Origin of the sequence: Sphingobium quisquiliarum P25, from assembly GCF_000445065.1 — a bacterium.
Taxonomy (GTDB): domain Bacteria; phylum Pseudomonadota; class Alphaproteobacteria; order Sphingomonadales; family Sphingomonadaceae; genus Sphingobium; species Sphingobium quisquiliarum.
This window is the reverse complement of sequence record NZ_ATHO01000037.1, coordinates 55,375-63,734: the sequence shown is the minus strand read 5'-3', so window position 1 is coordinate 63,734 and position 8,360 is coordinate 55,375. Positions and strand designations below refer to the sequence as shown.

General features: G+C 63.8%; 7 protein-coding genes. 5 read left to right on the top strand and 2 right to left on the bottom strand.

The genetic code is table 11. From position 1 onward, the window contains the following. Positions 1 to 316 (top strand): inositol monophosphatase family protein (locus tag L288_RS26695; RefSeq protein WP_021237212.1); only part of this gene is annotated, 316 nt, incomplete at its 5' end. Positions 317 to 385: 69 nt separating this feature from the next. Here L288_RS26695 and L288_RS26690 read toward each other — a convergent pair. Then, positions 386 to 919, bottom strand: a complete 534-nt coding sequence (locus L288_RS26690; protein WP_021237211.1) for a hypothetical protein — start codon at positions 917 to 919, stop codon at positions 386 to 388. A gap of 73 nt (positions 920 to 992) precedes the next feature. After that, on the bottom strand, positions 993 to 2,270 hold the full coding sequence (gene purD, locus L288_RS26685) for a phosphoribosylamine--glycine ligase (RefSeq protein WP_030539187.1): 1,278 nt from the start codon (positions 2,268 to 2,270) through the stop codon (positions 993 to 995). A 7-nt stretch (positions 2,271 to 2,277) separates the two neighbouring features. Between purD and xseA the strand changes: the two genes are divergently transcribed. The 4 genes from xseA (at position 2,278) to L288_RS26665 (ending at position 8,281) form a co-directional block, all read left to right on the top strand. Continuing rightward, complete coding sequence (xseA, locus tag L288_RS26680; protein ID WP_021237209.1) at positions 2,278 to 3,783, top strand: exodeoxyribonuclease VII large subunit; 1,506 nt, start codon at positions 2,278 to 2,280, stop codon at positions 3,781 to 3,783. Between the two features lie 34 nt (positions 3,784 to 3,817). Next, complete coding sequence (locus L288_RS26675) at positions 3,818 to 4,027, top strand: DUF2093 domain-containing protein (protein WP_021237208.1); 210 nt, start codon at positions 3,818 to 3,820, stop codon at positions 4,025 to 4,027. Positions 4,028 to 4,066: 39 nt separating this feature from the next. After that, positions 4,067 to 4,906, top strand: a complete 840-nt coding sequence (locus L288_RS26670) for a M23 family metallopeptidase (protein WP_021237207.1) — start codon at positions 4,067 to 4,069, stop codon at positions 4,904 to 4,906. 312 nt (positions 4,907 to 5,218) lie between these two features. Next, entirely contained in the window at positions 5,219 to 8,281 is a 3,063-nt protein-coding gene (locus L288_RS26665; RefSeq protein WP_021237206.1) for a TonB-dependent receptor domain-containing protein, read from the top strand. The last annotated feature ends 79 nt before the right edge of the window (positions 8,282 to 8,360 follow it).

The following is an 8,360-nucleotide window of genomic DNA, read 5'->3' as shown; positions in this document are numbered from 1 at the left end:
TCAACTGCCCCGGCATGACAGGGATCTCGTTACCGTGGAAAAGCCCAACAGCATCGCCCTGCGCATGGCGATGGTCGCGGCTGATGAGGCGGATCTGGTCGCCACCGTCCGCTGGGGCAATGAGTGGGATGTCGCCGCCGCCGCCCTGATCGCGCAGGAAGCGGGCGCGGTGGTCACCGACGCCTTGGGAGAGCCTCTCTCCTTCAACCGGCCGGAACCCACAGCCTTCGGCCTGCTATGCGCCGCGCCCGGCATCCACGAAGCGGCCACGGAGCGGCTCGGCCCACGCGCGCGCGACCTGCTGGCGCGCGGCTGATCATTCCATCAGCGGCCTGTCAGGCCCCGGCGCGCCGCAGGAACAGGAGCGAGCCTGCAACCCTGACGGTCAGAGCTTGCCATATTTGGCTTCAAAGCCGGCAAAGTCCCCCGCCGCCAGGTATTTCGCCTGGTCCACCCATTGGTCGCGCACCGGGCGTCCCTTGAAATTGCCCAGCTTGGCATCGATCGCGGCGATGTCGGCGTCCGTCCAGTTCGCGATCTGCGCATAGCTGGTGACGCCCAGATCGGTGAGCAGCTGGTTGAGCTTCGGCCCGATGCCCTTCATCCGCAGCAGATTGTCGCCCTCGCTGACAGGCATGGCGATGGAGGGAGAAGCGGGGATCGGCTGCTGCGCCTCCGCCGGTTCAGGCGTTGCAACTGGCTCAAGCGCGGAAGTAGCCACGGGATCGATGGCGGTAGCACTGAGCGGCGCTGCCGCCTGCGTGGCGATGGGCGCGGCTTCGGGCGGCGTGGCGGCGACGCTGGCGCTTTCGCCGGGAACATCCCCCTTCCGCCGTCCCCCCAGCAGGAACACAAGGGCGATGATGACCAACAGTCCGACCAGCAGCCAAAGGCCGTAGTCCATCAAAAATTCCTGCATTCTCTCGCTCCTCCCTGTTACGGCGGCTATCTAAGGATGCCCGGCCGCCTGTAGCAAGGGGGACCTGCCCCCTTCACCGCGTCTCGCGCGCCACTTCCCGCCAGCCGATGTCCCGGCGGCAGAAGCCTGTGGGAAAGCTGATGGCATCGACCGCGCGATAGGCGGCGGCCTGTGCCTCGCTTACGGAATCGCCCGTCGCCGTGACGTTCAGCACGCGCCCGCCATTGGCCACCAGCACGCCGTCCTTTTCCGCCGTCCCCGCGTGAAAGACGCGCGCGCCGCCTGCTTCCGCCGCGTCGATGCCGCTGATCTCGCCGCCCTTTTCCGGCGTACCCGGATAGCCCCTTGCCGCCATGACGATGGTAAGCGCCGTCCGGCCGGCAAGCTGCACCGGCCCCTGGTCCGCAAGCCTGCCTTGCGCCACCGCGAGCAGCAGCGCGGCCAGATCGCCATCGAAGCGCATCATCAGCACCTGGCATTCGGGATCGCCAAAGCGGGCATTATATTCGATCAGCTTGGGCCCTTCGCTGGTGAGCATGAGTCCCGCATAGAGCACGCCGGAATAGGGCGTCCCTTCGGCGGCTAGGGTGTCCACGGTCGGGCGGATGATCCTTTCCATGACCTCCGCCTCCAATTCGGGCGTCAGCACCCGCGCCGGGCTGTAGGCGCCCATGCCGCCGGTATTTGGTCCGGTGTCGCCGTCGCCCACCCGCTTGTGATCCTGCGCCGATCCGAAGGGCAGGATGGCCTTCCCGTCGGTCAGGGCGAAGAAGCTCGCTTCCTCGCCGGTCATGAACTCCTCCAGCACGACCTCCGCGCCAGCGCCGCCGAACGCGCCGGAGAACATGGACTCCAGCGCCTCGACCGCCTCCTCGCGCGTTTCGGCGATGATCACGCCCTTGCCCGCCGCGAGGCCATCGGCCTTGATCACCACCGGCAGGCCGAAATCGTCGAGCGCCGCGATCGCTCCATCCTTGCTGTGGACCCGTTCATACGCCGCCGTGGGGATTCCCGCGCGCTTGCACAAATCCTTGGTGAAGCCCTTCGATCCTTCCAGCTGGGCGGCCTTCTTCCCCGGCCCGAACACGGGATAGCCCTTCACCCGAAGATTGTCGGCCAGCCCCTCCACCAGCGGCGCTTCCGGCCCGATCACCACCAGCCCGATCGACTGGCGCAGGCAGAAATCCACGACCGCGCGATGATCGGTCACGTCAAGGTCGACCAGCGCCGCATGCTGGGCTATGCCCGGATTGCCCGGCGCGGCATATAGTGTCTTGACCAAGGGCGATTGCGCCAGCTTCCAGGCCAGCGCATGTTCGCGGCCACCGCCGCCTAGCAGAAGGATGTTCATTTCGCCCATGTCCCCGGAATGTGAAGCTGGTTTCGATGCGTCGGGCCGCCTGTTAGCCGAGGAACGGGCAGGGGACAACGCGCCGCCGCTGTCGGTGAGCGAATTGTCCGCGCAGTTGAAGCGCACGGTCGAGGACCGCTTCGGCCATGTGCGCCTGCGCGGCGAGATTTCGGGCTATAAGCGGGCGGCTTCGGGACATATCTACCTGTGCCTCAAGGACGATAATGCCGTCATAGATGGCGTGATGTGGAAGGGCGGCGCGGCCCGGCTTCCCTTCGCGCCGCAAGACGGCGTCGAAGTGATCGCGACCGGCAAGCTCACCACCTATCCCGGCCGGTCCAAATATCAGATCGTCATCGAACGCATGGAACTGGCGGGCGAAGGCGCGTTGATGGCGCTGCTTGAAAAGCTCAAGGCGAAGCTCAGCGCCGAAGGGCTGTTCGACCGGAGCCGCAAGCGCCCGCTGCCCTTCATGCCCCGGACGATCGGCGTCGTGACATCGCCGACCGGCGCCGTCATTCGCGACATATTGCATCGTCTGGAGGATCGTTGTCCCACCCATGTGCTGCTCTGGCCCGTGCTGGTGCAGGGGCAGGGCGCGGCGGATCAGGTCGCGCGCGCGGTGCGCGGGTTCAGCGCGATGCAGCCGGGCGGACCGGTTCCCCGGCCTGATCTGGTGATCGTGGCGCGCGGCGGCGGGTCGATCGAGGATTTATGGAGCTTCAACGAGGAAGCCGTCATTCGCGCGGTCGCCGAATGCTCCATCCCGGTCATATCGGCGGTGGGGCATGAAACGGACACGACGCTGTGCGACTATGCCGCCGACATGCGCGCGCCCACGCCCACCGCCGCGGCCGAAATGGCGGTTCCTGTGCGCGCCGAGCTGGTGACCATGTTGAAGGAGCAGGGGCTGCGCATGGAGCGTGCCGTCCGGCGCGGCGCGGGGCAGGCGCGCGAGCGGCTGGAGATGCAGGCGCGGTTGATGCCTGCGCCCGATGCCTTGCTCGCGCCGCAGCGGCAGCGGCTGGACCAGCTTTCGGACAATCTGGGCAATTGCCTGCGCCACCGCATCGGCGACGCGCGGGCGCACCTCAATCAGGCGGGCGGCGCGCTTCGCCCCGCGCTGCTGCGCCAGCATCTGAGCCGCGCGGCGGAGCGTCTCGACCGCCTTCGCCTGCGCCCGGATTATCTCACCCGCGTCTTTCAGGACCGCGCCACCGCATTCGACCGCCTGTCGCGCCTGTTCGTGTCGGTCAATCCGGACCTCCCCCTCCAGCGCGGCTTCGCCCGCGTCATGGCGGGCGGCCGCCTCGTCAAGACGGTCGCGGATGCGGAAGCGGCAGGCGCGGTTTCGCTCCATTTCGCCGATGGCGCGATCGCGGCGACCGTGGAGGGCGGCGCGCTCCCGTCCCCCCTTGAGAAGCCGCAAAGCCAAGCTATATCCCCTGTGCCCCGTCCTTCCCGCAAGCCGCGTGAAGGCGGGGAAACCCGGCAGCAGGACCTTTTTTCCTGATGCCGTCCGAAAGAGAAAAAGGCCGCCTGATCCCATGCTGATGTCCAACCGCGATCGCCCGGCCCGGCTGCATTATATGGCCTACAGCTTCCGCATTTTGCAGGCGGGGGATCATGTCGTCTGCGCCGTCACCGGGCAGAAGATTCCGCTGGATGACCTGCTCTATTGGAGCATCGCCCGGCAGGAGCCCTATGCGAGCGCCGAAATTTCCGCCCAGGCCGAATTGAAGGCGCGCGGTGGGTAGAAGCCTGGTTTCTTTTAACTTCCTGATCATTCGGCCGCGATGAAGCTGCGCCTTGTTCTCGCGGCTCTGGCGATCACTTTCGCGGCTGCCCCGTCACCCGGCGCGCCGCAGGAGCAAGCCAGCATCGTCTTGCAGGGACAGCCGGTGCAGGGCGGCATCCTCACCGGCGCCGCGCCTGCGGGTACGGTCGAACTGCGGCTCGATGACCAGATCGTGCCTGTGGACGTTGATGGCCGCTTTCTCATCGGCTTCGACCGCGATGCTCCGGCGCAGGCGCGTCTCGCCGCCCGGCTGGCTGACGGGCGGACAATCGATCGCCTGCTCAGTGTCGCACCCGGCGCCTGGCGGATCGAGCGGGTCAATGCGCCCTTGCGCCCGGTCAGGGACAATGAAGCCTTCTTCGCCTTGCGCCGCCCCGAACTGGCGCAGATCGCCGCTGCCCGCGCAAAGGTGACCGGCGCGCAGGGGTGGCGTCAGAAATTCCTGTGGCCGCGAATCGGGCGCATCTCCGGCCTGTTCGGATCGCAGCGCATCTATCAGGGGGTGCCGGGAAGCTATCATGGCGGGATCGATATAGCCGGATCGACAGGACAGCCGGTCTTCGCGCCAGCGGACGGCGTGGTGATATTGGCCGCAGACCGGCCATTCACGCTGGAAGGCAGGCTGCTGATGATCGATCATGGTCATGGCCTCAGCAGTGCTTTCCTGCACCTGTCCGGCATCGACGTGAAGACGGGCGACACGGTGCGGCAAGGGCAACGGATCGGATCGGTCGGATCGACCGGCCGGGCGACGGGGCCTCATCTCCACTGGGGATTGCGATGGAACGATGCGCGCGTCGATCCGTTATTGGCGGCTGGACCAATGCCCGCTTCATAGCTGGCTCGCGCAATATCGCTCTCTGTCAAACGCGCTGTTTGATCAGAAATTCCGGCGCCCGCTTTGTTGCTATAACATTATTATCATGGCTGCCTTTTCGCTGTCATGACGCCTATGTGGCAAATTTACGACAGTAAAAGAACAATTTTATCCCGCCCCATCAACGTTGCTTTACACTCTTACAACGACTGCGCAGACTGGCCGCAGCACGTATGGAAAGGGGTTTGCTGTCGGGCTCCTTACACTCCTTTTCATGCGTCACACTAAGGCGTGCAGAGCCATCTGCGCGACTCCAGAGCAAGGGACTGGACTGTGAGGAACAATTCTAACTACGGATGGCTGCGCGCCAGCGCGGCGCTGCGGGCGCTCGCCTTCACCGGCGCAGGCTTCGCTGCTGTGGCCGCACCTGCCTATGCGCAAGACACTTCGCCGGACGCCGTCGCCGCCCAGGCCGCCGAGCCGGAAGGCGACGTGATTATCGTTACGGGATCCATCATCCGCCGGACGGATGCGGAAACACCTTCGCCGGTGACCACCATCTCAGTCGAAAATCTCGACCAGCGTGGCATCAGCACGGTGCAGGAGGGCATTCAGCGGATTGCCTCCAACAATGGCCCGGCGCTGACCAACAGCTTCTCCGCCAACGGCGCGTTCGCAGCCGGTGCATCGGCCGTGTCGCTTCGCGGCCTTTCGACCAATTCCACGCTCGTGCTGTTCGACGGCATGCGCGCCGCTTATTACCCGCTGTCGGATGACGGCACGCGCAACTTCGTCGATCTGAACACGATCCCTGATGACATTGTCGACCATGTCGAGGTGCTGCGCGACGGGGCGTCGTCCAGCTACGGCGCGGACGCGATCGCGGGTGTCGTCAACATCATCACCAAGCGCGAATTCAAGGGCATTTCCGGCCGTGCCGAAACAGGCATTTCCAGCCGGGGCGACGGTGCTCAGTACCGTTTGTCACTGACGGCGGGCAAGGGCGACATCGATGACGATGGCTACAATGCCTACATCAGCGGCTTTTACTATAAGAGCAAGCAGCTGAAAAATAATCAGCGGCCCTATCCTTATAACAGCGACGATTATCGCAATATCTGCCGTGACGGCAATTGCGGTCCCAACAATGTCGTTGACGGTCTTGACGACACCGGCGCCTATCCCGGTTTCAGCCCTGTCGTCACTAATACCGGCAGCACTTTCTTCGTTCGCCGCGCCAATCCTGCTTCGGCAACCGGTGCGCAGACCGGCCGCTACCAGATTCTCAATCCCTTGGCTGGCTGCAACCGGAGCACGCCCTATACGCTTACGCCTGATGATCTGGCGGCAACGGACCCTGACGGCAACCTGATCAACGCCGCCGCTCCGACCACGGTGTGCCAGGAAGATCTGACGAACAATTATGGCGTCATCAATCCCGACATCCAGCGCTTCGGGCTGTCGGCGCGCTTCACGGCGCGGATCGGCGATGACAGCGAAGCCTATGCGCAGTTCAACTTCCTGCAAACCGACGTCGGCTATGATGGCCTGCCCACCACGATCAGGGCCAATGCGCCAGCGCCTTTCTACTTCCCGCGCTACTCGACCTCGGGCAATGTCGCTTATTATGGCGGCAATACGATCCTTCAGCTGCCGGTCTATGTCTGCCCCCGTGGCACGACCGTCGCCTGCACGGCGGCGAACGGAACGCTGAACCCCAACAATCCGTTTGCGGCGGAAGGGCAGAATGCCGCCATCATCGGCCGTCTTCCCAATTCCATCGAGCATGACGAATCCCGCACGCGCGCCTATCGCGGCGCGATCGGGATCAAGGGACCGATCAACGACAATTGGAGCTATCAGGTCGACGCCACCGCGATGCACATGGACCTTCGCCGCAAGTCGGACGGCTATGTGTACATCCAGCATCTGCTCGACGTGATCGCCGATGGCAGCTTCAACTTCATCAATCCGGCGGCAAACAGCCAGGCTACGCTGGACTATCTGATGCCCACGGCCACCGCGACCTCCACTTCGGACCTCGTACAGGTTCAGGGAACGGTTCAGGGCAGCCTCATCGACCTGCCCGGTGGGCCGCTCCAGTTCGGCGCGGGCGTATCGTTCCGCTATGAAGCGATCGACTCTCCGTCGCTCAATTCCGACATCAATGGCGGCACGGAACGCTATTATCGCTTGAACGGCTTTGCCGTGAAGGGCGATCGCAAGGTCTATTCGGCCTATGCGGAACTGATCGCTCCCATCATCGATCAGGTCGAATTGAACGCCTCGGGCCGTTACGACCGCTATTCGGGCGGGATAGACAACTTCTCTCCCAAGGTGGGCGTGAAGTTCAAGCCAGTGCGTGAAGTGCTGCTGCGCGGCACCTATTCGAAGGGTTTCCGCATCCCCAGCTTCGGGGAAGCGAACGCGACCTTCCCGACGACCGGCTTCGTGACCAACACGGCAAATATCTTCAACGATGCCTATCTGGCGCAATATGGCTGCACCGTGGCCACTTTCGATGATGCTTGCCCGCAATATATTCGCAACGGCAGCTATGGTCAGACTTCGCTGAGCAACCCTGACCTCAAGCCTGAAAAGTCGCGCAGCTTCACGCTGGGCATCCTGGTTGAGCCGATGCGCAATGTCAGCTTCTCCGTCGATTATTATAACATCAAGAAGACGGGTGCGATCACAACCGCGGATAACACTCCGGCGCTCCAAGCCTACTATGCCGGACAGCCGATCCCCGCGGGCTTCAACATCATCGAAGATGTGCCCATCGCTCCGGGCGATACGCGCCAGCCGCGCGTCGCTTTCGTCCAGTCCGGCTTCATCAACGCCGACACGATCAAGTCGCAGGGCCTCGATTTCGCGGCGAACGCGCAGATCAAGCTCAATGACAGCATCACCTGGACGACTTCGCTGGAAGGCAGCTATATCATCAAGCTGTCCACGACCTTCCCCGACGGGTCGACCCAGCGCTATGACGGCACGCTCGGCAACTTCAACCTGACCGCAGGGTCGGGCACGCCGAAATGGCGCGGCACCTGGCTCAACACGCTGGACTTTGGCAAGTTCGCGCTGACCGGCACGCTGAACTTCTTCGGCGGCTATGACCTGTCGGCCATGGACCAGGGTGACGACTATAAGGACTGCGGCCAGATGACCGCCGGTTATCTGCCGTGCAAGGTCGATGATTACCTGACTTTCGACCTCAATGCGCAGGTCCGGGTGAACGACAACTTCACCTTCTACGCCAGCATGCTGAACGTGTTCGACGATCTGCCACCGATTGATCCGGTGACCTATGGCGCCCACGCCTACAACCCGGTTCAGGGTGGTTTGGGTATCCTTGGCCGCTACTTCAACATGGGTATCAAGGTGAACTACTGATCCTTCGGGTCTCGCAAAGGCAAAAAAGGAGGGGCGCTTCCATCACGGAAGCGCCCCTTTGTGCTATGCGCGCCTGCGA

Coding starts and splice junctions, on each gene's coding strand:
- purD (WP_030539187.1), bottom strand. CDS start 2,270: ATGAACATCCTTCTGCTAGGCGGCGGTGGCCGCGAACATGCGCTGGCC.
- xseA (WP_021237209.1), top strand. CDS start 2,278: ATGTCCCCGGAATGTGAAGCTGGTTTCGATGCGTCGGGCCGCCTGTTA.
- L288_RS26675 (WP_021237208.1), top strand. CDS start 3,818: ATGCTGATGTCCAACCGCGATCGCCCGGCCCGGCTGCATTATATGGCC.
- L288_RS26670 (WP_021237207.1), top strand. CDS start 4,067: ATGAAGCTGCGCCTTGTTCTCGCGGCTCTGGCGATCACTTTCGCGGCT.
- L288_RS26690 (WP_021237211.1), bottom strand. CDS start 919: ATGCAGGAATTTTTGATGGACTACGGCCTTTGGCTGCTGGTCGGACTG.